This window comes from Methylobacterium sp. J-001, assembly GCF_022829565.1.
In the GTDB taxonomy this organism is placed as follows: Bacteria; Pseudomonadota; Alphaproteobacteria; order Rhizobiales; family Beijerinckiaceae; genus Methylobacterium.
In genome coordinates, this window is record NZ_JAKSYN010000067.1 from 117343 (window position 1) to 140310 (window position 22968).

General features: G+C 69.4%; 20 protein-coding genes and 1 pseudogene. 9 read left to right on the forward strand and 12 right to left on the reverse strand.

The genetic code is table 11. The features are described from left to right. Positions 1-87: 87 nt before the first annotated feature. The 4 genes from infB to rimP all read right to left on the reverse strand — a co-directional run bounded on the left by infB (position 88) and on the right by rimP (position 6360). Positions 88-3039, reverse strand: coding sequence for a translation initiation factor IF-2 (gene infB / locus MKK65_RS07535; RefSeq protein ID WP_243956733.1), 2952 nt, complete (start codon positions 3037-3039; stop codon positions 88-90). A gap of 79 nt (positions 3040-3118) precedes the next feature. Further along, a complete protein-coding gene (locus tag MKK65_RS07540) occupies positions 3119-3853 on the reverse strand; it encodes an RNA-binding protein (protein ID WP_243956735.1) in 735 nt (244 codons plus the stop codon). Positions 3854-3877: 24 nt separating this feature from the next. Then, complete coding sequence (gene nusA, locus MKK65_RS07545; RefSeq protein WP_243956737.1) at positions 3878-5509, reverse strand: transcription termination factor NusA; 1632 nt, start codon at positions 5507-5509, stop codon at positions 3878-3880. Between the two features lie 71 nt (positions 5510-5580). Then, entirely contained in the window at positions 5581-6360 is a 780-nt protein-coding gene (gene rimP, locus MKK65_RS07550) for a ribosome maturation factor RimP (protein WP_243956739.1), read from the reverse strand. 395 nt (positions 6361-6755) lie between these two features. Here rimP and MKK65_RS07555 point away from each other — a divergent pair, with 395 nt between their 5' ends. Further along, on the forward strand, positions 6756-8177 hold the full coding sequence (locus MKK65_RS07555) for a DUF2254 family protein (RefSeq protein ID WP_243956741.1): 1422 nt from the start codon (positions 6756-6758) through the stop codon (positions 8175-8177). A gap of 212 nt (positions 8178-8389) precedes the next feature. Here the strand turns inward: MKK65_RS07555 and MKK65_RS07560 are convergent, their stop codons facing one another. Further along, positions 8390-9400, reverse strand: coding sequence for an aldo/keto reductase (locus MKK65_RS07560; protein ID WP_243956743.1), 1011 nt, complete (start codon positions 9398-9400; stop codon positions 8390-8392). A gap of 198 nt (positions 9401-9598) precedes the next feature. Between MKK65_RS07560 and MKK65_RS07565 the strand changes: the two genes are divergently transcribed. From MKK65_RS07565 to MKK65_RS07575, 3 genes are all read left to right on the forward strand, one after another. Beyond that, the gene (locus MKK65_RS07565; protein WP_243956745.1) at positions 9599-10531 is read left to right on the forward strand and encodes a sulfite oxidase heme-binding subunit YedZ; all 933 of its coding nucleotides are present in this window, start codon (positions 9599-9601) and stop codon (positions 10529-10531) included. Positions 10532-10585: 54 nt separating this feature from the next. After that, positions 10586-10954, forward strand: a complete 369-nt coding sequence (locus tag MKK65_RS07570; RefSeq protein WP_243956747.1) for a hypothetical protein — start codon at positions 10586-10588, stop codon at positions 10952-10954. Between the two features lie 142 nt (positions 10955-11096). Beyond that, complete coding sequence (locus MKK65_RS07575; protein ID WP_243956749.1) at positions 11097-11468, forward strand: hypothetical protein; 372 nt, start codon at positions 11097-11099, stop codon at positions 11466-11468. A 14-nt stretch (positions 11469-11482) separates the two neighbouring features. Here the strand turns inward: MKK65_RS07575 and MKK65_RS07580 are convergent, their stop codons facing one another. Further along, on the reverse strand, positions 11483-11659 hold the full coding sequence (locus MKK65_RS07580) for a hypothetical protein (RefSeq protein WP_167367624.1): 177 nt from the start codon (positions 11657-11659) through the stop codon (positions 11483-11485). Between the two features lie 144 nt (positions 11660-11803). After that, the gene (locus MKK65_RS07585) at positions 11804-12202 is read right to left on the reverse strand and encodes a DUF4174 domain-containing protein (protein ID WP_243956752.1); all 399 of its coding nucleotides are present in this window, start codon (positions 12200-12202) and stop codon (positions 11804-11806) included. Between the two features lie 109 nt (positions 12203-12311). Here MKK65_RS07585 and MKK65_RS07590 point away from each other — a divergent pair, with 109 nt between their 5' ends. The 3 genes and pseudogenes from MKK65_RS07590 to MKK65_RS07600 all read left to right on the forward strand — a co-directional run bounded on the left by MKK65_RS07590 (position 12312) and on the right by MKK65_RS07600 (position 16469). Next, positions 12312-13328, forward strand: a complete 1017-nt coding sequence (locus tag MKK65_RS07590) for an NADP-dependent oxidoreductase (RefSeq protein WP_243956754.1) — start codon at positions 12312-12314, stop codon at positions 13326-13328. Positions 13329-13496: 168 nt separating this feature from the next. Next, a complete protein-coding gene (gene ssb / locus MKK65_RS07595) occupies positions 13497-14072 on the forward strand; it encodes a single-stranded DNA-binding protein (RefSeq protein WP_243956756.1) in 576 nt (191 codons plus the stop codon). 390 nt (positions 14073-14462) lie between these two features. After that, positions 14463-16469 (forward strand): annotated as a pseudogene (locus MKK65_RS07600) (M23 family metallopeptidase). Positions 16470-16639: 170 nt separating this feature from the next. Here MKK65_RS07600 and MKK65_RS07605 read toward each other — a convergent pair. Next, complete coding sequence (locus MKK65_RS07605; protein ID WP_243956758.1) at positions 16640-16879, reverse strand: hypothetical protein; 240 nt, start codon at positions 16877-16879, stop codon at positions 16640-16642. Positions 16880-17558: 679 nt separating this feature from the next. Between MKK65_RS07605 and MKK65_RS07610 the strand changes: the two genes are divergently transcribed. Both MKK65_RS07610 and MKK65_RS07615 read left to right on the forward strand, forming a co-directional pair. Continuing rightward, the gene (locus MKK65_RS07610; protein WP_243956760.1) at positions 17559-17861 is read left to right on the forward strand and encodes a hypothetical protein; all 303 of its coding nucleotides are present in this window, start codon (positions 17559-17561) and stop codon (positions 17859-17861) included. A 72-nt stretch (positions 17862-17933) separates the two neighbouring features. Further along, complete coding sequence (locus MKK65_RS07615) at positions 17934-18425, forward strand: cache domain-containing protein (protein ID WP_243956762.1); 492 nt, start codon at positions 17934-17936, stop codon at positions 18423-18425. 13 nt (positions 18426-18438) lie between these two features. On the opposite strand, the gene MKK65_RS07620 is transcribed toward MKK65_RS07615, so the two are convergent. The 4 genes from MKK65_RS07620 to MKK65_RS07635 form a co-directional block, all read right to left on the reverse strand. Beyond that, positions 18439-19317 carry an SDR family oxidoreductase gene (locus MKK65_RS07620; protein WP_243956764.1) on the reverse strand — a complete coding sequence of 293 codons (879 nt, stop codon included), beginning with the start codon at positions 19315-19317 and terminating at the stop codon, positions 18439-18441. A 304-nt stretch (positions 19318-19621) separates the two neighbouring features. After that, positions 19622-20431 carry an exodeoxyribonuclease III gene (gene xth / locus MKK65_RS07625; RefSeq protein WP_058194144.1) on the reverse strand — a complete coding sequence of 270 codons (810 nt, stop codon included), beginning with the start codon at positions 20429-20431 and terminating at the stop codon, positions 19622-19624. Positions 20432-20664: 233 nt separating this feature from the next. Then, on the reverse strand, positions 20665-21582 hold the full coding sequence (locus MKK65_RS07630; protein WP_243956766.1) for an outer-membrane lipoprotein carrier protein LolA: 918 nt from the start codon (positions 21580-21582) through the stop codon (positions 20665-20667). 148 nt (positions 21583-21730) lie between these two features. Continuing rightward, positions 21731-22968: DNA translocase FtsK (locus tag MKK65_RS07635; RefSeq protein ID WP_279596578.1), on the reverse strand; the 1238-nt coding region annotated here is incomplete at its 5' end.

A 22968-nucleotide genomic window follows, 5' to 3' on the forward strand; every position in this document is an offset into this window, starting at 1 on the left:
GAGGTGCAAAAGAGGAGCGATGCACCAAAAAGAAAAGACGGCCGCGGCTGAGGCCGCGACCGCCCTGTCCGGACGAGGTCCGGGATCTCAGAGGGTGCGACGGATCTCCTCGACCCGGTAGCATTCGATGACATCGCCTGCGCGCATGTTCTCGAAGTTCTCGAAGGCCATGCCGCACTCCTGGCCGGAGGTGACTTCCTTCGCGTCGTCCTTGAACCGCTTGAGGGTCTTGAGCTTGCCCTCGTGGATCACGACGCTGTCGCGGATGAGGCGGACATGCGCGCCACGCTCCACGATACCGTCGGTGACGCGGCAACCCGCGACCTTGCCGACCTTGGAGACCTCGAAGACCTCCTGGATCGACGCCTCGCCCAGGCGCTCCTCGCGGAGCGTCGGCGGCAGCATCCCCGACAGCGTGGCTTTGATGTCGTCCACGAGGTCGTAGATGATGTTGTAGTACCGGATATCGATGCCGGCCCGCTCGGCGGCCTCGCGGGCCTCCTTGAGGGCGCGCACGTTGAAGCCGATGACCACCGCCTTCGAGGCCTGCGCCAGGGTGATGTCCGACTCGGTGATGCCGCCGACACCCGAGAGCAGGATGCGGGCCGCGACCTCGCCGTTGCCGAGCTTCTCCAGGGCGCCCGAGATCGCCTCGACCGACCCCTGAACGTCGCCCTTGATGACGACCGCCAGCTCCTTGCGGCCGGCGCCTTCCTTTAGGTCGCGCATCATGTCGACCAGCGAGCGGTTGGCACCGCCGGTGCGAGCATTCTGACGCTCGCGCTTCTGGCGGGCGCGATACTCGGTGACCTCGCGGGCGCGGGCCTCGTTCGGCACCACGGTGACGCGATCGCCAGCATCGGGCGTACCGTTGAAGCCGAGCACCTCCACGGGCACCGACGGGCCGGCGTATTGGACGTTCTCGCCGAGATCGTCGATCAGGGCGCGCACGCGGCCCCATTCGGCACCGGCCACGACGATGTCGCCGGTGAACAGGGTGCCGCGCTGGACCAGCACCGTCGCCACCGGGCCGCGGCCGCGGTCGAGCTGGGCCTCGATGACCGTGCCCTCGCCGTCGCGCTTCTCGTTGGCGCGCAGGTTCATGATCTCGGCCTGGATCTGGATACCCTCCAGCAGCTCCGGCAGACCGTCGCCGGTCTTGGCCGAAACCTCGAATTCCAGGGTCTCGCCGCCCATCGACTCGACTTGGATGTCGTGCTGCAGCAGCTCCGTGCGGACCCGCTGCGGGTTCGCATCCGGCTTGTCGATCTTGTTGACCGCGATGATCATCGGGACGCCGGCCGCCTTGGCGTGCTGGATCGCCTCGATGGTCTGCGGCATGACGCCGTCATCGGCCGCCACCACGATCACCACGATGTCGGTGACCTTGGCGCCGCGGGCCCGCATCGACGTGAACGCCGCGTGGCCCGGGGTGTCGATGAAGGTGATCATGTCGCCGGATGGCGACGCGACCTGATAGGCGCCGATGTGCTGGGTGATGCCACCGGCCTCGCCCTCCACCACGTTCTCCTTGCGGATCGCGTCGAGCAGCGAGGTCTTGCCGTGGTCGACGTGGCCCATGATGGTGACCACCGGCGGACGGGGATCGAGATCCTCCTCCAGATCCGGCTCGTCGGAGGACAGGCCCTCTTCCACGTCGGACTCGGCGACGCGGCGCACGGTGTGGCCGAGCTCCTCGGCGATGAGCTGGGCAGTGTCCGAGTCGATCACGTCGGTGATCTTGTGGATCTCGCCCTGCTTCATCAGCAGGCGGATCACGTCTACGGCCCGCTCCGACATGCGGTTGGCGAGTTCCTGGATGGTGATCGTCTCGGGGATCGTCACCTCGCGGGACAGCTTCTCTTTCTGCTCGACCTGGCCGCGACCGCTCATGCGCTGCTGGCGGCGTCGGAACGAGGCGACCGAGCGGGTGCGCTCGTCCTCACCAGACGTCGCCGTCGCGATGGTCAGGCGGCCGCGGTTGCGGTCGCCACCCGGCGATTTCGGCGTCTTCGGCGGCGCAATGATCTTGAGCGGCATGCCGGGACGGCGGATGACCCGCTTGGTCTCGGACTCGTCCTCGTTGGTCTGGGCACCGCGGCCGGCGGGACGCGCGGCAGCGGTCGCGCCGGCGGGACGCGCCGCGGTCGTCGGCGTGGCGCTCTTCTCGGGCTCGGGCGCCGGGGCGGGCCGGGCCATGAAGTTGAGATCGCGGGGCTTGCGCGAATCCGCCGTGATGGTCTTGCGCGGCTCGCCGGTAGCGGGCCGGGGGGTCAGCGGCGGGCGGGCCGCAGGCGCTGCGGTCGAAGCAGCAGCCGGGCGTGCCGGCGCGGCAGCAGTCGGGCGGGCGCCCTCGGGCTGACGAGCCGCAACGGCGGTCGGACGGGCGGGCATCGGACGCGTCGCCGAGGCCGGCCGGGCGGGGGCCGCAGCCGGAGCAGCAGGGGTGGACGCGGCGGGCGCAGCAGCAGCGGGGGCGGCCGGCGCGGCGGCCTGAGCCTGGGCGGCGGCAGCCGCTTCCGCAGCGGCAGCCTTGGCGGCTTCCTCGGCGGCGCGGGCGGCCTCGGCGGCGGCGGCCTTGCGGGCCTCCTCCTCGCGACGGCGCTCTTCAGCAGCCTCGCGCTCGCGGCGGGCCTGCTCCTCGACTTCCTTGCGGCGCGCCTGCTCCTCGGCCTCGGCCTTCTGACGGGCCTCGGCCTCGCGGCGCTTCGCATCGGCCAGCGCGGCGGCGCGGGCGGCGCTCTCCTGCTCGCTCAGCGTGCGCAGCACGACGCCCGATGCCGAGCGCTGGGCCGGGCGCGGCGGTGGCGTGGTGGTCGCCGCGGGGGCCGGGCGCGGGGCGGGCGCAGGTTCACGGGCAGGAGCGGCCGGCGCCGCGCCGACGCCGCGGCGCTTGACCGTCTCGACCACGACCTGCTTGGAGCGGCCATGGGAGAAGCTCTGACGTACGGTGCCTGCCTCGATCGGCCGCTTGAGGGAGAGCGGCTTCGGAGAAGTCCTGTTCAGAGTCTTGTCGCCCGGGTTGTTCGTGTCGCTCATTCAGCCTGAACCCTGAGGGTTTCCATCGTCCCGTGAACCGACGCCCGGTGGCGCCAGCCAAATTCGTCCTGGTGCGTCGTCAACGTGAGGCTTCGTCGATCCCGCCGATTCGGGCTGGATCGGGCTCCTCGGTCGCCGCGGCGGCGCCCTCGAAGGAGCGTAGCCGACGCCAACGCGACAGGCAGCCGGCAGCTCCGGCTCCTGCGACGAGCGCAGCGTGTATCACATGATCCCGACCCAAGGCCATGTCCAATTCATCTTCGGACAGGTCGTCGATGATCGGTATCCTTGACATGGCCTCACCGTGGCGCCGGTACAAGGCCGACGCGATCTTCCGGCGACCGTCGGGACTGGCTTCGGCGGCATGGATCAGCGCCACCGCGCCGGGCTGGCCGCCGATCGCCGCCTCGACCTTCGAGAACCCTGCGACCACGCATCCCGCCTTGTTGGCCATGGCGATGGCCTGCCGCAGATCCTCGCGCAGGCCGGTGACGATCTTGTCGGGCAGGTCGGGGCCGGCCTGGGCCGGCCCCTTGAACGCCCGCGGGAACAGATTCTTGCGGACCGCCGTCGTCACGGCGTCGCGCCGGGCGCTGATCCAGGCCCCGCGCCCGGGGAGCTTGGCGCGGAGGTCCGGCACCACGGCGCCATCCGGACCGCGCACGAACCGGATCATCGCTTCGGGCGGCTGGACGACGCGCGTGACGATGCAGGTGCGTTGCGGCACGCGCCGGCCGGGGCCGCTATCGAGCCCCCCGGGATCGAGTCCCGGATCCTGCCCCTCGTCGGGCGGGGTCGTGTCGACCTCGGCCATGCGCGCGTCCGCCGCGGCCTCCGCTCAGGCCTCGGCCGGGGTGGCGGCCGTCTCGGTCTCCTCGCCCTCGGCGGTCTCAGCACCCTCCTCGGCCTCCGGCTCGGGCAGCGCCTCGATCCAGCCGGCCTTGAGACGGGCGGCCATGATCAGGCCCTCGGCCTCGGCCCGCGACAGCTCGAAGCCGTCGAGGTAGCCGGCATGGCGCACGGCCTCGGGGCCACGGCCCTCGGTGTAGCCGACGAGGTCGTCCGTGGCGCAGCCCGCCAGGTCCTCGACGGACTTCACGTCGTTCTCGCCGAGCGCCACCATCATGGGCGTGGTGATGCCCTCGATCTCGCGCAGCTCGTCGGCGACGCCGAGTTCGGTGCGGCGGGCATCGTGCTCCTGCTCGATCCGGGCGAGGTGATCCTGCGCGCGAGCCTGGATCTCGGCGCCGGTCTCCTCGTCAAGACCCTGGATGCCCGACAGCTCCTGGATGTCGACGTAGGCGATCTCCTCGACGTTGCGGAACCCTTCCGCCGCCAGCAGCTGGCCGACGGTCTCGTCGACGTCCAGCGCCTCCATGAACACCTGGGTCCGCTCGGCGAACTCCTTCTGGCGCCTCTCGGATTCCTCGGCCTCGGTCAGGATGTCGATGTCCCAGCCGGTGAGCTGCGAGGCCAGACGCACGTTCTGGCCGCGGCGGCCGATGGCCAGCGACAGCTGGTCGTCCGGCACCACCACCTCGATGCGGTCGGCCTCCTCGTCGAGCACGACCTTCACGACCTCGGCGGGCTGAAGGGCGTTGACGATGAAGGTCGCCTCGTCCTCGGACCACGGGATGATGTCGATCTTCTCGCCCTGCAGCTCACCCACGACAGCCTGCACCCGGGATCCGCGCATGCCGACGCAGGCGCCGACCGGGTCGATGCTGCCGTCGCGGGAGATCACGGCGATCTTGGCGCGGGAGCCCGGATCGCGGGCCACCGCCTTCACCTCGACGATGCCGTCGTAGATCTCGGGCACTTCCTGGCCGAACAGCTTGGCCATGAACTGCGGGTGCGAGCGCGACAGGAAGATCTGCGGTCCGCGCACTTCCGAGCGCACGTCGAACAGGTAGGAGCGGATCCGGTCGCCCGGCCGGAAGGTCTCACGCGGGATCATCTCGTCCCGGCGGACGATGCCCTCGCCCCGGCCCAGGTCGACGATGACGTTGCCGTACTCGACCCGCTTGACGATGCCGTTGAGGATCTCGCCGATGCGGTCCTTGTACTCGTCGAACTGACGGGCGCGCTCGGCGTCGCGCACCTTCTGGACGATGACCTGCTTGGCCGACTGGGCGGCGACGCGGCCGAAATCGAAGGGCGGCAGGGTGTCGGAGATCACGTCGCCGACCAGCGCGCCCGGATTGTAGCGGCGGGCCTGATCCAGGGTGATCTCGCGGGCATCGTTCTCGACCTGATCAACCACTAGGAGGTGGCGCGACAGCCGCAGGGCTCCGGTCTTGTTGTCGATCTCGGCGTGAACGTCGGTCTCCGCGCCGTAGCGGGAGCGCGCCGCCTTGGCGATCGCCTCCTCCATCGCGTCGATCACGATGGAGCGGTCGATCACCTTCTCGCGGGCGACCGCGTCGGCGATCTGGAGGAGTTCGAGCCTGTTGGCGCTGACGACGGCCATCGGTGTCGGTCCTTCTCTTCCGTCAAGTCTTCGTGCCGGGCACCCGAGGGTGGCCGAGCCCGAATCTCAATTCAATGCAGGTCGTCGCGGCTCTTCAGACGGGACGCCTTGGACACGACCGGCTTCTTGGGGCCGGTGCGGGGCGGCTTCTTCTCTTTCGGGGCCTTCGGGTCGACTTTGGCAGCCTTGCCCTTCGGCCCCTGCGGCTTCGGCGCGGGCCGGGCGGGCACCGCCGACGCGTCGTCCTCGGCCGCGTCGTCTTCGTCCAGCGCGTCCGCATCGTCGGCCGGCGGGCCGCCGCGACGCAGGGACTCGCGGATCAGCTCGTCGGTGAGCACGAGATGCGCATCGGCCAGATCCCGCAGCGGAAGGTCGATCCGGCTCGGCAGCCCTTCCTTCACGTCCGGCAGGTCGATGGGGACGGTCAGCTTCTCCGCGTCCGGCGCGCCCAGGATGCCACGGAAGCGTTTGCGCCCGTCCAGCGGCGGGCTCAGCTCGACCTTGGCCTCGTAGCCCGCCCAGCGGGCGAAATCCGAGACCCGCACCAGCGGTCGGTCGATCCCTGGTGACGAGATCTCGAGATTGTAGGCGGTGCCCACCGGATCGTCGACGTCGAGCACCGGCGAGATCGCCCGGCTCACCGCCTCGCAATCGTCGATCGAGAAGGTGCCGTCCGGCCGCTCGGCCATGATCTGGACGGTGCAACCGTTGGTGTTGGTGACCTTCACCCGGACCAGCCGGAAGCCGAGGCCTTGGACCGGCCCCTCGATCACCTGCACCACGCGAGCGGCGACACCGCTCTCGCGGACGAGGCGCTTCTCGGACAGATCCGCTTCGATCTCGGACGACATGGATATCAGCGCGCAACCTTTGCGGCGTTCTGGGCGGCACGTCCGAACGTGCGGTCTCGCGCGGCCAAACCTGACGCGGCGAAAAAAAAGAGCGGACCCGGTGGGGCCCACTCCCGAACCGCAGCCTCGCGACTGCCATCAGAACTGTTGAGCGATAGATAGCCGCGCTCGGCCGCGAGCGCAAGGCAGATCAGCGACGCGGCAGGTCGGAGACGTGATGCAATCGAACGGATCGGGTCAGGGCCAGGGTGCGCCCGCGCGCACGAACCCGATCCGGCCTCACCCCGAGACCATGCGATCGGCTTGGTTCCCACCGGGTCGATACTGGCGAGATCGCCGGGTCGGATTTGCTATACGGCTCGCAACCAGCAATCGATTCCAGGCAACATTCGAGCATGAAGACGATCAAGTCGGTACCGGGCCGCTTCTTCAGCGCTGTCAGGCGGTCGTTCCGGCAGTTCCTTGCTCTGCCGCTGGCGACCGTCATCGGGTTCGTGTGCCTGAACGCCCTGGTCTATCTGGCGGATCGGTCCTGGTCCGGGGGCGATGCGCCGGCCGGGTTCGCGTGGCTCGGGAAATTGCTGGGCGACCGAGCGGCCCTGGGTGGCCTCCTGACGACGGTGGCGTCCAGCATCATCACCGTCACCTCCATCACCTTCTCGCTCCTGTTGCTCGCCGTCCAACAGGGGGCGGCCGCCCTGACCGCGCAGGTCACCGACCAGTTCATGGCCCGGCGCACGAACCAGTTCTATTTCGGGTATTTCGTCGGCCTGTCGGTGTTCGTCCTGATGACGCTCGTCACCAACACCGGCTTTCACCGACCCGTCTTCGGGACCACGATCGCCCTGCTGCTGACCACCTCGGCCCTCTGCCTCATCATCGTGATGATCTACAACACGATCGATCAGATGCGGCCGGCGCAGATCATCCAATTTATCCACGACCGGGTTCTGGAAGCCCGCGATGAAGATCTCCGGCTGCTTGCCGCCACCCGGAGGACGGCGCGGGCGGACTGGCCCGTGGCCGCATCGATCCGCGCGCGGGAAAGCGGGTACGTCGTCCGCCTCGATCTCCCGCGCATCGAAGAGGCCGTGCGGCGGCATGCCCGAGCGGCGGTCGAGATCGAATTCGACATCACCGTCGGGACGTATCGCGCCGTCAACGACCCCCTGTTCCAGGTGCGCTGCCGGCCCGGCACGACGCTCGATGCGGGGGCACGGGAGAGCCTCGTCGGCGAGACGCTGAAAGCGCTCACCTACGATGACGGACGCGACCTCCAGCACGACGCCGCCTATGGCCTGCACCAGCTCTCGACCATCGCCTGGACCTCGGTCTCGACGTCGAAATCCAACCCCAGCCCCGGCCTCTCGGTCATCCAGGCCCTGCGGGACATCATCGCGCACTGGAGCGAGGACGAGAACCAGCCGCTCGAAGATCCAAGCTCCTGCATCGTCTACGCGGATGCCGCACCGATCATCGCGACCGACGCCCTCGAAGCCGTGATCGTGGTGGCGTCCGAGTCGATCCAGTCCCAGACGCTCACGGAAGCGGTGAAGACCCTGGCGATCCTGCTCCGTCATGTCGGGCAGCCGACGGCGGACAGGCTCGCCGATGTCGCCAACCGCACCCTGTCGAGCCTCGGAGAGCATGTCCTGACCCGTCAGCTCGAAGCCGCCCTGGAGGACTTGGCAAAGGCCCTCACCGAGCGCGGCTTCATCGTCGTCGCCAGGGCCGTCTCCGAGGCGTCGGCTGAACTCGCCGCCAGCCTGGGCAAGCTGAACTCACGCTCGACTCGCGTGCCGGGAACGACCTCTTAAGAGCGTGTCAGACCGGTCTTCCCGCTCTCGCCCTCATCCTGAAGGTGGCGCAGCGAAGCCCTCGGCGGAGGCCTCCCGCTGGCCGCGCGATCCCTGGAGGGCTCCTTCGAGGCGCGCTGCGCTCGCGCCTCAGGATGAGGGATTTGGATGGGAGAGGCACCGATCACGGCCCACCCGGGCGAGCGCCCGTCGGGTGCCGTGGCCGGCGGACATCAAACGCCCCGCGGGATCCGCCCCTCCAGCGGATAGGCCGGATCGTTGTAGCCCGGCGTGGTCGGGTGCCCGGCGGCCACGAAGCCGTCCACCAGGGCCTCGTCCTCCGGGGTGAAGGCGTAGTCGAGGGCGCCGAGATATTCCTGCCATTGCGCCTCGGTGCGCGGCCCGGCGATGACGCCGGTGACGAGGCGGTTGTTCAGCACCCAGGCGGTGGCGAATTGCCCGGCCGTGATGCCGCGGCCCTCGGCATGCTCCTTCAGGGTGCGCGCGATGCGCAGGGATTCCGGCCGCCACTCGGTCTGCATCATCCGGGCGTCCTGCCGGCCGGCGCGGGATTCAGCCGGGGGCGGGGCGTCCGGGTCGTACTTGCCGGTCAGCACGCCGCGGGCGAGGGGCGAGTACGGGACGACGCCGAGCCCGTAATGAGCGCAGGCCGGCAGGTGCTCGGTCTCGGGCATGCGGTTGAAGGCGTTGTAATAGGGCTGGCTCACCACCGGCCGGTCGATCCCGATTTCGTCGCAGAGCCGGCAGATCTCAGCGACCCGCCAGGACCGGTGGTTCGAGACGCCGAAATGCCGGATCTTGCCCGCCCGCACGAGGTCGGCCATCGCCCGCACGGTCTCCGCGAGCGGCGTGTCGTGATCCTCCTTGTGGAGGTAGTAGATGTCGATGAATTCCGTGCCGAGGCGGCGCAGGCTGTCCTCGGCGGCCTTCATCACGTGGATTCGCGAGAGGCCGCGGTCGTTGACCCCCTGGCCCGTCGGGTTGGCGACCTTGGTGGCGAGGATCCAGGCGGCGCGGTCGCCCTTGATCGCCCGGCCGGTGATCTCTTCCGAGCGGCCCTCGGTGTAGACGTTGGCCGTGTCGATGAAGTTGATGCCCGCCTCCCGGGCGCTGCCGACGATGCGGCCGGCGGTGGCCTCGTCGGTGGGGCCGCCGAACATCATCGTGCCGAGGCAGATCGGCGAGACCTTGAGGCCGGAGCGGCCAAGATTGCGGTACTGCATGGGATCCATCCGGTGTCCGTCCGCCCGCAATCTCGGCGCTTGGGCGGCGAGGTCAACCGTGCCGGCGTAACACCGGGGACATCCGCGGCGAACCGACCCGCGCGGGGAGCGATCCACACAAGCGCCGGTTTCGCACTCCTACTACCCTGGCCCGAGGGCCACGCCGCTTCCGATGTCAGAAGGCCGAGTCCGAAAGCAATGATCGACCGCCTGGCCGTTCCCCTCGGCATCCCCCTCCCCTGGCTCGACCGGGCCGGGCGCCTCTCGTGGCTGAAGCTCGCGGTGTTCCTGGCCTGCATCGCGCCGGCCGTGTACCTGGCGGCGGCCTACCGGCTCGACGCGCTCGGCGCCAAGCCGATCACCGCGCTGATCCACGCCACCGGCGAATGGGCGGTGCGCTTCCTGCTGTTCTCGCTGGCGATCTCGCCGCTACGCCGCATCGCCGATTGGGGGAAGGTGCTGGTGGTCCGGCGCATGCTCGGCATCACCGTGATGGCCTACGCGGTGGCGCATCTCACCCTCTACGCGGTCGACCAGAACCTGGTCCTGACCAAGGTCGTAACCGAGATCGCCCTGCGGCTCTACCTGACGATCGGCTTCGTGGCGCTGATCGGCCTGATCGCCCTGGGGCTGACCTCGACGGACGCGGCGATCCGCAACCTCGGGCCGAACTGGCACCGGCTGCACCGGCTCGTCTACACGATCGCGGTGCTGGCGCTGGTCCATTACTTCCTGCAATCGAAGATCGATGTCAGCGATCCGGTCTTCTCCGCCGGATTGTTCCTGCTGCTGATGGGCTGGCGGGCGATGCGGCGGTTCAAGCTGCCGGAGCGGCCGTGGTCGCTGCTGCTCCTCGCGATCCTCGGCGGCCTCGCAACAGCGGGACTCGAGGCGGCCTGGTATGGGCTCGCCAGCGGCGTCCCGGCCAGCCTCGTGCTGGCGGCCAATCTCGACTTTTCCGGCCCGATCAGGCCGGCCTGGTGGGTTCTGGCGACCGGGCTGCTGATGCCGGCCATCGCGCTCCTGCGCGGCGCGCGCACCACGGACCGGACGCCGCGGGCGGCGCCCGGCGCGCCGCGCAGGACCCAAGCCAAAACCGCTCTGACGGAACCCTTGTCGCCGTCCGCCTAATGCCGCAGAACCCGCCACCGGCGGTTCTCGCGCCGCAGCGGAGTGACACGGGCAATGCGCGGCAGGCTTCTCCTCATCGCGGGCATGCTCGCGCCGTCTCTGGCCCTGGCAGCGCCCAAGACAGCACCGGACAAGACGCCGCCGGCTGCCGCCGCGGCGGCCACGGCCTGCAAGGCGCCCGAGCCGCCGCCGGCCTCGGCGCGGCCGGTCAAGCCGGCCCTGCCCGAGAAGCCGGCCTGCCTCGACGCCAAGGGCGGCTGTCCCGGTTGGGAGGCCTACAGCTTCAACGACGCGGTCAAGGCCTACAACCTGCAAGCGCAGGCATTCCGGCCGATCGCCGAGGCCTATGTCCAGAAGCTCAACGCCTACGTGAAGGCGAGCGGGGAATACGCGCAGTGCGAGATCAACGCGATGCAGAACTGAAGCCCGCTTCGGCGGAGCGATAACCGGGTTAGCCGGCTGAACGGTGGGCAACCGGGGATGCGGCAGGGGTTCAGGCGGCGCGGCGCAGTCTCTGGCATCGATGGCCGCGATCCCCGCCGCCGCTTCCTGCCGAGGCCCACCAGTGCCCCTCCGTCATGTCATCGGGCGCGCCGGATTCTGCGCCCTGCTGCTCGCCGCCGCCCCGGCGCTGGCCGCCGATTTCGATGGGCCCTATCCGCCGCCCCACGGCTATGGCGGCCCCGGCGATGGCTATGAGCGGCGCCCTCCGCCGCCGCCGCCCCCGCCCGAGCCGGAATTCCGCAGGCCCCGCTTCACCGCGGCGCCGCCCGAGGCGTGCCGGGAATTCGTTCGCCGCCGGTTCGATCCGGACGGTGCGCCGGTGGTCCGCCGGGTGCGGGTCTGCGACGAGCCAGCCTTCGAGCGCGGGCCGCCCCCGCCGCCGCCTCCGCCCGAGGATTATCCGCCCCGCCGCTGGGGCGGGCCCCGCTGGTAGGATCGCGGCCCCGGTCAGATCCGGGCCGGGGCCTTCTTGAGGGCGGCCGCGAAGGCCTTGAGCTGGCGGTTCAGATCCGCCAGCTCGTTCAGCGCGATGGTCTTGTGGCCGTCGCGGACCGCGCGCTCGATATCCTCGACCTGGAGGCTGACGAGGCGGCGGATGGCGGTGGCAACTTGTTCTCGGGTCATCGATGCGAGCGTCTCGTTCGCGCGTCCTGGCGGGCCACAACGGACGGCCGGGAGGCGGCCGCCGACACCGCTCGGTGATAGGCCGGTAGGCTTAACCGTTGGTGTCCGCAGGCCCCGCCATCCCCGGAAACCAGGCCCCGGAATCTAGCGACGCCCTTGGATCTCTCCGCGCCGCATCGGCATCGCGTCGATCGTGGCGAACAGCTGTTGGGGCGGGATCGGCACCGCAGCTTCGAGCTTGGCGCCGCCATCCTTGCCGATCAGGACCGCCCGGAATTCACCTTCCGGCAGAGACAGTTGCACGCGCAGAGCTCGTGCCTCGGCGCCGGTCCCGATGGCCTCCAGCACCGCGAGGTCGCGCTCAGCTACGCCGCTGCGCATGGGCCCGAGCGCGGCGCGCTGGGCGCGCAAGTTGGGGTCGGCTGCGTCGGGGGCCGAGAGCACCAGGACCCGGGACCGCCAGCGATAGGCATCGAGCGGTCCGGCCGCCGCGGCGCCTGCCGTCAGGGCGGCCAAGCCGAAGCCGATCAGGGTGGTGCGCATGTCGTCTCCGGTTGAAGCCGATCCCGGTCAACGCGCGGGGCGCCCCATTGGCCGCCGGGGTGCGACGCCCCAGATCGGGGGTCGCAGGCAGAGCACCCGGGAGTCTTTAATGAACGCCGTGAACCGCCGCATCGTCCTGGCCTCGCGCCCGCACGGGGAGCCGAAGCCGGAGAACTTCCGCCTGGAGGAGGGTCCGGTGCCGGAGATCGGGCCGGGCCAGATCCTCATCCGCACCCGCTGGTTGTCCCTCGACCCGTATATGCGCGGCCGGATGAGCGACGCGAAATCTTACGCGACCCCGGTGCAGATCGGCGAACCGATCACCGCCGAGGTGGTCGGCGAGGTCGTCGCTTCGAAGAATCCCGATATACCAGTTGGAACTCTTCGAACGGCCTTCGCGGGCTGGCAGGAGTACTTTGCCACCGACGGACAGGGCACCCGCCGGGTCGATCCGGACGCGGCCCCGCCCTCGACGGCGGTCGGCGTGCTCGGGATGCCGGGTATGACCGCCTATACCGGCCTGCTCAATATCGGGCAGCCGAAACCCGGGGAGACCGTGGTGGTGGCCGCCGCCGCCGGGCCGGTGGGCTCGCTGGTCGGGCAGATCGCCAGGCTGAAGGGCGCCCGGGCGGTGGGGATCGCGGGCGGGCCGGACAAGTGCCGCTACCTCACGGAGGAACTCGGCTTCGACGCGGCGGTGGACCATCGCGGATCCGACCTGCCCGGGGCGCTGGCCGAGGCCTGCCCCAAGGGCATCGACGTGTATTTCGAGAATGTCGGCGGCGCCGTCTTCGCCGCCGTGATGCCGCTGCTGAACCCGTTCGCCCGGATCCCGGTCTGCGGCCTGGTCTCAGCCTACAACGCCACCGAGGCGCCCCCCGGCCCGGACCGGCTGCCCGGCCTGATGCGCTCCGTTCTGACCAACCGCCTGCACATCCAGGGCTTCATCGTCTGGGATTTCGCCGACCAGGCCGAGATCTTCCGGCAGGAGGTCGGGACGTGGATCCGGGAGGGCAAGGTCCGCTACCGGGAGGACGTGGTCGAGGGCCTGGAGAACGCGCCCGAGGCGTTCATCGGCCTGCTGAAGGGCCGGAATTTCGGCAAGCTGGTTGTGCATATCCCCTGAGCGGATCTTGCCGATTCGCTGGAACAGAGATAGAACAAACATCGTCGGCGAGCTGCGGATTACGGGTACAATCCGCGACCGCAGGTTGCCGCTCCGACGGCCCGGGCGCATGAGTCCCCGGCCGCCGGGTGATGAGCCCAGTGAGATCCGTACGGTGAGGAGAGAGCGATGGCGGGCAGCGTCAACAAGGTGATTCTGGTGGGCAATCTCGGGCGCGACCCGGAGATGCGCCGCCTCGGGTCGGGCGACCCGGTCTGCAACCTGCGGCTGGCGACCTCCGAGTCCTGGAAGGACAAGGCCTCCGGCGAGCGCAAGGAGAAGACCGAGTGGCACTCGGTCGTGATCTACAACGACAACCTCGCCCGGGTGGCCGAGCAGTACCTGCGCAAGGGCTCGAAGGTCTATATCGAGGGCCAGCTCCAGACTCGGAAATGGACCGACAATTCCGGCGTCGAGAAGTACACCACCGAGGTGGTGCTCCAGCGCTTCCGCGGCGAGATGACGATCCTCGACGGCCGCGGCGGTGGCGGCGGCGACTTCGCCGGCGAGGACGAGGGCGCCGGCCAGATCAGCCGCGGCGGCGACTCGGGCGGTGGCCGGGGCGGCGACCGCGGCGGTGATTTCGGCGGCGGCCGCGCCCAGGGCGGCGGCGGTGGTGGTGGCGGACGTCCGGCCCCGGCTTCCTCCGGCGGCGGCGGCGGCGCCCGCGGCGGCTACGACCTGGACGACGATATCCCGTTCTAGTCCCGCAAGGCCGCGCCCGGATCCCGGAGCAGCAAGATCATCTCGACTCGATGATGCGTATTCAGGACCAAGGCTTCGGCCTTGGTCCTTTTTGTTTGAATACTAAACGAAACAAGATTGAAATACTCAGAACTTTAGGCGGCCATTAATTTCAACAACCGGCATTTATACGCCTTATATCCGTCCATTGATCCCTGAAATTTTACGTGCTAACTTGGGCGACCAACCTCAAAGCTTGCATGACGGCAATAAAATCCGAAACCATTCTTTATATTCGCCATTATAAATACTGAACACGTACGTAATAGCGCGAAAAACTGTACGAACTTTTTCAATAGCACCGCTCTCCCGCACAAGAGTGTACAGCGGGAGTTTCGTGAGAGATTATGGGTGCGTACCAGGCGATTCAAGATTGGGAAGGTCACCACGGCCTCCCGTAATGACGGGGTCCATGCGCCCCTGCATTATCTCGGAGCGCGTGCGACCCCGACCGATCGGCGGGCCGTCAACCTGCGCTGGCTCTGCGCCAGCGCCCTCACGGGCCTGATCGGCGCCGGCCTGCTTGCCGCAGCCCTGCATATCTCTTTGCGAGAGGATGGTTTCGCTCCGGTCAGTCCGGAGATCGGCGCTACCCGAATACGGTCGAGCGAGACCGGCTCAAACAGCGCACACAAGGGCGACCGGTTGGTGCGCTCCCAGATGATTGCTTCGGCCAAGCAAAGTTTTCGCGCGCCCGTGACCGTCCGTTTGGGGGATCGCGAGATCATCAAGGCCAAGACCTTCGTGCGAAGCAACACACCCCTGTTGATGACGACGGGCGTGTATACCGGCGAGCTGCCGCGGTTCGACCCGATGAAGTTCGTATCCGACGAGCCCCTGGAGCGCGCGCCCGACACGGCCGCGGACGAGCCCGGCGCCGAGGTAACGGTGGTCAAGCGCGACCTCGTCGATACTGTCGTGCCGTCCGATGCTTCGGCGCTCACCGACGATGACGTGACCGCCCAGGTGGAAGAGGAGCGCCGCATCACCGCCGAGGTCGGGCGCCGCGCAGCCGTCCCGATCGCACCGCAGATCCTCCTGTCCCGCACCCTCCAGCAGGGCGCGGCTGCGGGAGCTTTGAGCAAAGAGGCGAACCCGTTCAAGGCGATCGAGGTGCTGGTCGTCCCCGAGAACGTGACCAAAATTGCCAAGGTCGAGTTGAAGCCGAACGAGCCGCCCCTGGTGGAGGAGCGCAAGCTCGGGCTCAGACGGGGCGAGACCCTAGAGGTTGCCCTGAAGGCCGCCGGCTTGGCGGGCGACGAGCAGATCCACGGCATCGTCGCGGCTTTGGGGGGCAAGGCCCGCATCGCCGCCCTCGCGGAAGGCCAGCAGCTGCAGGTGCAGGTCGCCCCCGGGCCATATCCCGGCGATCCCCGACAGGTCACCCGGGTCATCCTGTACGGCGAGAGCGGCATCGAGGGTATCGCGGCGCTCAACGATCGCGGCGCCTTCGTCTCGGTGGCCCCGCCGACCGAGGCGGCTCCTTCCGCCCAGCCGCAACCGCAAGCCGAGGTTGGCGAGGATGAGAACGAGGATTCGGGCTCAGGGCCGCGCCTCTACCAGAGCCTCTACGAGACGGCGGCACGCTACGACCTGCCGCGGGCCACCGTCGAAGATATCGTGCGGGTGTTCAGCTACGACCTGGATTTCCAGCGCCGGATCGTCGGCGGCGACGGGCTCGACGTGTTCTACACCTAAGATGACGAGACCGGCGCTGAACGGCCGGACCTGCTTTACGCGGCGTTGACGCTCGGCGGCGAAACCCACAAGGTCTATCGCTTCCAGTCCCCGGACGACGGCACGATCGATTATCTCGACGACCAGGGACGTTCCCTCAAGAAGTTCCTGCTGCGCAAGCCCGTGACCGCCGCCGTCATGAGCTCCAGCTTCGGCTATCGGCGCCACCCAATCCTCGGCTACACCAAGCTGCATACCGGCGTCGATTGGGCCAGCCCGGTCGGCACGCCGGTCCTGGCCGCGGGCAACGGCATCGTGGCCCGGGTGAAGAACTCATCGAGCTACGGCAACCACGTCGAGATTCAGCACGTCAACGGCTACGTGACCGCCTACAACCACATGTCGCGGATCGGAGCCGGCGTGCGGGAAGGCGCCCGGATCCGGCAGGGGCAGGTGGTCGGCTATGTCGGCTCCACCGGACTCTCCACCGGGGCGCATCTCCATTACGAGGTGATCATCAACGGCCACTTCGTCGACCCGATGAAGATCCGCCTCCCCCGCGGCCGCGAACTGGACGGCCGGCTGCTTGCCGAGTTCACCCGCCAGCGCGAGCAGATCGACGCGACCCTGCAGAAATCGAGGGGCGCAACGCTCGTGGCCCAGCGAGCCTCCGAGCGCTGAACGCAGTCCCTCTCGACATTGCGCGCGCAACGAAGCAACCCAGGGACACGCCACGTCCGGAGATCGCGCGCCGCCCTGGGTTGCTTCGCTGCGCGCGCAATGACGGTGGCGGCCGTGGGGGCGCGATCTGCGCCGCTCCGAGCACCGGCACGGCCCATGACCGCCCGCCCTCACGGCAGGCGCCGCGATAGCGCGACGCCGATCCGCGCGATGGGGATGCGCGGCTTGCGGGCCGCCACGCAGACCACGAGGTCCTTGCCCGGGTTGATGATGCGCTCGCTGTCGAAGCCGTCGGTGCCGCCGACCTTCAGGAAGATCGGGCGCTGGCCGGCATCGGGGTCGCCGACATTCTCCACCCAGGCCACGCGCATCCGGAGAGCCTGCCCGTCCGGCCGGGCGATCGGAGCCATGGCGACGCGCAAGCCGCGTAAGCCGGGTCGGCGGCATCGTGACCGCCGTGCGCGTCATCCGGAGCGGGCCGATGCGCGCCTGCACGAGGGTCTCCCAGGGCGCCGAGCCGCACGGCGACCAGGTGGCCCAGGAGCCCGACGCCCGCGTTCGCCATGCGGTCGGGCGCGGGCTACCCGCATCCGCCCGCATCGGGCCGGGCCCGCGCTCTCCAGGTCTTCGGCCGGCGGCGCCTCTACCGGCACGGCACTCATCGCTTGCCCCCGCAACGACCAGAGGCCGCCGGGCCTCCTTCGCGGCTCGCTGCGCTCCCGCCTCAGGATGCGGGGGGTCGGGCTGGACGGAGGGCCAGTCGGGTCCGGAGACCGCTTCCGTGTGCAGCGGAGCGCGAGCCCGCGTCAGCAACCGACCCGCCGGTCGCTTCGAAGAGTGCTAATTTTCAGTTGACCTGAGCAAACGATATGGATCTATTGCCGATTGCACGGTATATCCGCCCGGTCGGGCGTGATGCGTCCGTGATCGCAAGATCCGGCGCTTCCGAACATTGATCAGCGGCCCCGCCGTGCGATCGCGAGACTGACACCACCGGGGCTAACCCGGGGTGGGGACAGGTCCTTGATCTCGGGAACAGGTCGGCGGCGTGCCAGCGCCGCGCTCTCCATCGCATCCGGGAGCCGGAAGATGTCAGATCTCTGTGCGATCGTCGATTACATCACCGAGGCCGAACACCACATCCGGCAGGCGGAAATCCTTCTTAAGGACCTCGAAGAGGCCCAGTCCAGCGAGGCCCGGCGCCTGCGGGCCTGCCTGTACATCGCCGCCCTGAAGCGGCTGAAGCGCATGATCGAGACCCACCACACCGCGGACGAACGCGATGAGACCCCGCAGCCGGCAGCGATCCTGTCCGAGGCGCCCCGGTTCCGCTGGTGGCCCGCCCCGCGGATGGCGATCGAGACCGGGTTCTTCCGGCGCCGCGCCGGCTGATGCGTTCGTGATGCGGGCGCCGGAGCGAAGCCTCCACCGGCCCGACAGGGGTGGACCGTCAGGGGCGCGACCATGCCCAAGCGATTGCTGATCGTGAGCCTTCCGATCCTGGCCCTGATCGTCTTCCTGCCGACGCGGCCCGTCATCGGCCGGAACGAGCGCGTCCCCGTCCATCAGGCGGCCGAGATCGAGACCCTGGTCAACGCGGCCGCCGAGGCGCTCGAGACCAGGGGCCGGGCGGCGTTCACGGCGTTCCGGCGCCCGAACAGCCCCTGGCGTTACGGCGACGTCTACCTGTTCGTCGTCGACCTGCAGGGGATCGTGCTGTTCAACGCCGCCCATCCGAACCGCGAAGGCCGGGACCTGCTCGAGGAGCACGACGCGGCCGGCAAGCAGTTCCACAAGGAGTTCGTGAGCGTGGTGCGGGACTCGGGGTCCGGCTGGGTCGATTACATGTTCCCGCGGCCCCGGCGCAGCACGCCCGAGGTGAAGTGGAGCTATGTCTGCGCGACCAGCGTCGAGGGCGTCCCCGCGCTGGTGGGCGCGGGGGTCTACGTGGAATGAGGCGGCCCGCGCCTCACAGCATCGGGATGCCGCCGGTCACCGGCACCAGGGCGCCCGACATGAAGCTGCCCTCCCGCGAGGCGAGGAGCACGTAGGCCCCGGCCAGCTCGGCCGGCTGGCCGGCGCGGCCCAGGGGTGTCTGGCTGCCGAGCTCTTCCAGCTCCTCGGGGCTCTTCACGATCGGCTGGATCGGGGTCCAGACCGGCCCCGGCGCGACGCAGTTAACCCGGATGCCCTTGGGGGCGAGCAGGTTCGACAGGCCGATGGTGAGGCTGGCGATGGCGCCCTTGGTGGCGGCGTAGATCAGCATGTTCGCGCCCGCGACCTTGGCCTGGACGCTGGTCGAGTTCACGATCGCGCCGCCCGGCTTCATGTGCGGCACGGCGGCCTGGGCAAGGTAGTACATCGCGAAGACGTTGGCCCGGAACGAGCCCTCAATATCGGCGGCCTTGAGGTCGTCGAGGTCCGCGTTCACCACCTGGGCGGCGGCGTTGTTGACCAGGATGTCGAGCCGTCCGAACTCGGCCATCGTGCGGTCCACCAGCGTCCGGCACTGGGCCTCGTCGCGGATGTCCCCCGGGAGCAGCAGGCAGCGGCGGCCGGCCTTCTCGACCCAGGCCTTGGTGTCCTCGGCATCCCCCTGCTCGACCGGCAGGTAGGAGATCGCGACATCGGCCCCCTCGCGGGCATAGGCGATCGCCACGGCCCGGCCGATCCCGGAATCGCCGCCCGTGATCAGGGCCGCCTGGCCGGCGAGCAGGCCCTTGCCGACGTAGCTCTCTTCGCCGTGATCGGGCCGCGGCGTCATCTTCGAGGTGAGGCCCGGCCGCTCCTGCTGCTGGTCGCCGGGAAACGGCGGCCGGGGTCCGGCCTCGCGGGGATCGTCGGTCATCGAGGCGGCTTTCTGAGAGGCGGGGCACGCCGCGCCGGTCAGCACGCGCGTGGACGCGCCGTCTTCATCCTCGGCCCGAGCGGGACGGGGATGGAGAGCGGCTCGCCTGGACTCGAAGGTCGGTGGAGCGGAACGTCAGAATGCCCGGTCGCGGGCGGCGTGCGGGCTGCCGTAGCGACGGTGCAGGAAAGAGACGACCTTCGGCAGAAGAAGGGCAATCAGGATCTTGCGCATGGGGCGGGCTCACATCGCGGGTTCGTGAACCGCCAATGCGCCGTGGTCACGGCAGTTCCGTGCGACCGAATCACAGCTCGAGCGTCAACGTCACAGGGGCGTGGTCGGAGGGCCGCTCCCAGCCGCGGGCGTCGCGCAGGACCTCGACCGAGCGGACCGTGCCGGCGAGATCCGGCGAGACCCAGGCATGGTCCAGGCGCCGGCCCTTGTTGGCCGCCGACCAGTCCGGGGAGCGGTAGCTCCACCAGGTGTAGATCTTCTCCGGCTCCGGGACGAGGTGGCGGGCCGTGTCGATCCAGCCGGCCTCCCCGCGCAGCGTTTCCAGGGCCTCGGTCTCGATGGGCGTGTGGCTCACTACGTCAAGGAGCTGCTTGTGCGACCAGACATCGTGCTCCAGCGGCGCGACGTTGAGGTCCCCCACCAGGATCGCCGGGCCGGCGGCGCGCTTGCCGCCCCAGGCACGCAGCTCGGCCAAAAAATCGAGCTTGTGGGCGAATTTCGGATTGAGGTCGCGGTCGGGCACGTCGCCGCCGGCCGGGACGTAGAAATCGTGCAGCGCGATCCCCGACGCCGCCCCGGCCTCGGGCCCGAGCACCGCCGAGATGTGCCGGGCGTCCTGCTTCTCGCAGAAGCCCATCACGCCGCGGGTGTGCAGGGGGAAGCGCGACAGGATCGCGACGCCGTTATAGCCCTTCTGGCCGGCGAACATGACGTGCTCGTAGCCGGAGCCGCGCAGGGCTTTGAGCGGGAAGGCGTCGTCCGGGCACTTGGTCTCCTGGAGGCAGAGCACGTCCGGCTTGTGCTCGGCCAGGACGCGCAGGACCAAGTCGATGCGCAGCCGCACCGAGTTGATGTTCCAGGTGGTGACGGACAGGCGCACGGGCGGGGTCTCGGGTTGGGGCTGGCGGATTGACAGAGCGGGCGCGGCGGCAAGCGCCACGCTTTTTCCCCTCCCCCCTGCGGGGAGGGGTCAGGGGTGGGGGTGGTGCAGGATGGGGCGCAGTGGTGCCTTCTCTGAGCCACCCCCGCCTCCAACGCCTCCCCGCAAGGGGGAGGAGAGCGCGTCACGCTCGCTGACCAACGTGCGGGTCGAGACACGCCCCCGCCGATCGCTCAGTTGGGCTGCGATTGCTGGATCTGCTGCTGCATCGCCTTGTCCTCGGCGCGCCCGTAATTGATGAAGAACAGGCTGCCGTCGACGGTCTTGGGCCGCTGCAGGTTCGAGAGCTGCACCGTGGTGATGTAGCCCTGCGGGTCGGTGATCCGCCATTGCGACAGGGTCTTCATCTCGGCATCGAAGAACAGCTGGATCTTCGAGGTGCCGCCGAGCGTCGCCCGGTCCTCCAGGCTGATGCGCACGCCGCCCGGATCGTTGGACACGTCGGTGACGGTGAGGTCGCGGGCGAGGTCGATCTTCTCGCGCAGCAGGAATTTCAGCGGCGTCTGGGCGATGAAGTAGAGGTCCTGGGTGGCGAGCTTGCGGTCGCGCACCGCCACGGAGGTGCCGTCGGCCACCACCTCCAGCGGCGAGGGCTGGTCGTAGTCGAAGCGCAGGCGGCCGGGCTTGGCGAGCGTCAGCTTGCCGCCGATCCGGCGGCCGTCCGCGCCGATCTGCATGAAATTGCCCGTCAGGGTGTTCATGGCGTTGAAATAGGCGTTGGCCTGGGCCAGCAGCGTCGCGGCGTCCGCGGGCTCGGACGGGGCGACCGCCGAGGGCGAGCCCACAGCGGCGACCTTGGGCTCGGTGGCCCTGTGGTCGGCCTTGTCGGAATTCTTGGCACCGGACTTGAGGCTGCCGGTCTTCGGCGCGTCCTTGGCGGCCGAATCCTTGGCGGCGGGCTTGGCCGCCGGCTTCTTGGGCGCGGGCGCAGGGGCCGCCGGGGCGGCCTCCGGCTCCGGCGCCGGCTCGTCCTTGCGGCCGAACAGGCTGTCGATGAACGCGCCGACCTGCGCCTGCGCCGGGGCGGCGGGGGCGAGCCACAGCCCGGCGGCGATCAGGGAGCCGGCTGTGCGGGTGCGGCGGCCGATCATCGGCAGAACCTCCTGGACGCCCGGGCGGGCGCTCCGGCAGAAACGGGAATGGACGGGGCTGTCAGCGTCGAGCGCTTTAGAGCCCCGCCCTGTGGCGAAGATGCGACGTGCGGGCCGCGACCCATCGGATCGCGGCCGGGTCTCGGCCTCACTCGTCGTCGTACATCCCGCTCGAGGCGTGCGGCGCGCCGGCGACCAGGATGTCGCGCTTGCCGGCATGGTTGGCCGGGCCGACGATGCCCTCGATCTCCATCCGCTCCATGATCGAGGCGGCGCGGTTGTAGCCGATCTGCAGCCGGCGCTGGATGTAGCTGGTCGAGGCCTTCTGGTCGCGCAGCACCACCTCGATCGCCTGCTTGTACAGGTCGTCCGACTCGCCCCCGGTCGCCGCCGCGAAGGCGCCGATGTCGAAGACCGGGGCCTCCTCGTCGGAGTCCTCGGAGCGCTCGACCTTCTCGGCCTTGGCGCCGCGACCGGACTTGCCCTCCTTGGCCGGCTCCTCGGGGGTGTCGTCGGTGGTGACGGCGTCGAGGTAGCTCGGCCGGCCCTGGCGCTTGAGGTGGGCGACCACGCTCTCGACCTCGCTGTCCGAGCAGAACGGCCCGTGCACCCGGGTCGTGCGCCCGCCGCCAGCCATGAACAGCATGTCGCCCTGACCGAGCAACTGCTCCGCGCCCATCTCGCCGAGGATGGTCCGCGAGTCGATCTTGCTGGTGACCTGGAAAGAAATCCGGGTCGGGAAGTTCGCCTTGATCGTGCCGGTGATCACGTCCACCGACGGGCGCTGCGTCGCCATGATCAGGTGGATGCCCGCCGCCCGCGCCATCTGGGCCAGACGCTGGATCGCGCCCTCGATGTCCTTGCCCGCCACCATCATCAGGTCGGCCATCTCGTCGACCACGATCACGATGTAGGGCAGCGCCGACAGGTCCATCGCCTCCTGCTCGAACACCGCCTCGCCGGTCTCGCGGTTGAACCCGGTCTGGACCGTGCGGGTGATGACCTCGCCGCGCTCGCGGGCCTCCTTCATCCGGCCGTTGTAGCCGTCGATGTTCCGGACGGCGATCTTGGCCATCTTCTTGTAGCGCTCCTCCATCTCGCGCACCGCCCATTTGAGGGCGATCACCGCCTTCTTGGGGTCGGTCACGACCGGGGAGAGCAGGTGCGGGATGCCGTCGTAGACCGACAGCTCCAGCATCTTGGGATCGACCATGATCAGGCGGCACTCTTCCGGCTTCAACCGGTAGAGCAGCGACAGGATCATGGTGTTGATCGCCACCGACTTGCCCGAGCCGGTGGTGCCGGCGACCAGCAGGTGGGGCATCCGGGCGAGGTCGGCGATGATCGGCTCGCCGCCGATGTTCTTGCCCAGGCACAAGGCGAGCT